At 76.1% G+C, this 769-nt stretch carries 1 protein-coding gene; it reads left to right on the top strand.

Features of this window, described 5'->3' with window-relative positions; all coding sequences use genetic code 11:
* Nucleotides 1–769: PP2C family protein-serine/threonine phosphatase (locus AC0AIB_RS31035; protein WP_465098052.1), on the top strand; the 769-nt coding region annotated here is incomplete at both ends.

The raw sequence follows: 769 nt of genomic DNA, 5'->3' as shown, positions 1-769 counted from the left end.
CGCCACCACGGCGGCCACCCGCGCGGCGCTCGCCGTCGACAACGCCCGCCGCTACGAACGCGAGCACGTCATCGCCTCGACCGTCCAGCGGCGGCTGCTCCCGCAGGCCGAGCGGCAGCAGGCGGCCGTCGAGACCGCGCACGTCCTGCTGCCCGGCCGGGACAGCGGCCGCTGGTTCGACGCCATCGCCCTGTCCGGCGCCCGTACCGCGCTCGTCGTGGGCGGCGTCGCGGGCGAGGGCCTTCAATCGGCCATCGCCATGGGCCAGTTGCGTACGGTGATCCAGGCGCTGGCGGGTCTCGACCTGGAGCCGGAGGAGGTCCTCGCCCGGCTCAAGGACACCGCCGACCGCCTCGCCGGCGAACGCGCCGCCCTGCCCCCGGACGACTCGCTGCACGGCGAACCCCTGAGCGCGGGCTGCGTGTACGGGGTCTACGACCCGTTCACCCGCACCTGCACCCTCGCCCGCGCCGGGCACCCCGCGCCGCTGATCGTCGGCCCCGACGGGCGGCCCGTCGACCTCGACGTACCGGAAGGGCCCGGACTCTTCTCCGCCGACAGCGCCCTCTTCGCCCCCGCCACCGTCACCCTGGAGGAGGGCAGCCTGCTCGCGTTCTGCACCGCCGAGCTGCTCTCCGGCGACCGGGCCGCCGAACGCATCACGCGGACCCTCGCCCGGCCGGGCCGCAGCCTGCGGCAACTGGGCGACGACATCGTGTACGCGCTGCCGGACGACACCCGCTCCGCCGGTGCGGCCCTGCTCCTAGCC

The sequence above is a fragment of the Micromonospora sp. DSM 43699 genome (assembly GCF_055517075.1).
The sequence above is the reverse complement of the archived record's forward strand: the minus strand, read 5'-3'. Positions and strand labels throughout refer to the sequence as shown.